The organism is Corynebacterium sp. HMSC059E07 (assembly GCF_001814395.1).
Taxonomy (GTDB): Bacteria; Actinomycetota; Actinomycetes; order Mycobacteriales; family Mycobacteriaceae; genus Corynebacterium; species Corynebacterium hesseae.
Window position 1 is genome coordinate 1 of sequence record NZ_KV816305.1, and the last position, 272, is coordinate 272.

Annotated in this window: 1 protein-coding gene; it reads left to right on the plus strand. The window is 57.4% G+C overall.

Annotated features, from left to right (window positions below; all coding sequences use genetic code 11):
• On the plus strand, window positions 1–272 hold a 272-nt coding region (locus tag HMPREF2967_RS06400), incomplete at both ends, for a DDE-type integrase/transposase/recombinase (protein ID WP_158014681.1).

Consider the following 272-nt stretch of genomic DNA (forward strand, 5'->3'; position numbering starts at 1 on the left):
GCATTGAAGGGATTTCACCGCGTGCCTTTGTCCCAGTGACTACAATCCAAGCCAAGCGTAAGTCGAGTCTTCCTGACCTGGTCAAGCGCATGTTTGATACTGGTGAGCTCAACCGGGTGTGGATGTCGGATATTACCTACTTGCGCACCGGTGAGGGCTGGTTGTATTTGTGCGCGGTCCGCGACGGTCATTCCCGCAGAGTGCTGGGCTGGGCTATGGATAGCGTGCAAGACACACACCTGGTCGAACGGGCCCTGCGGATGGCGCATACG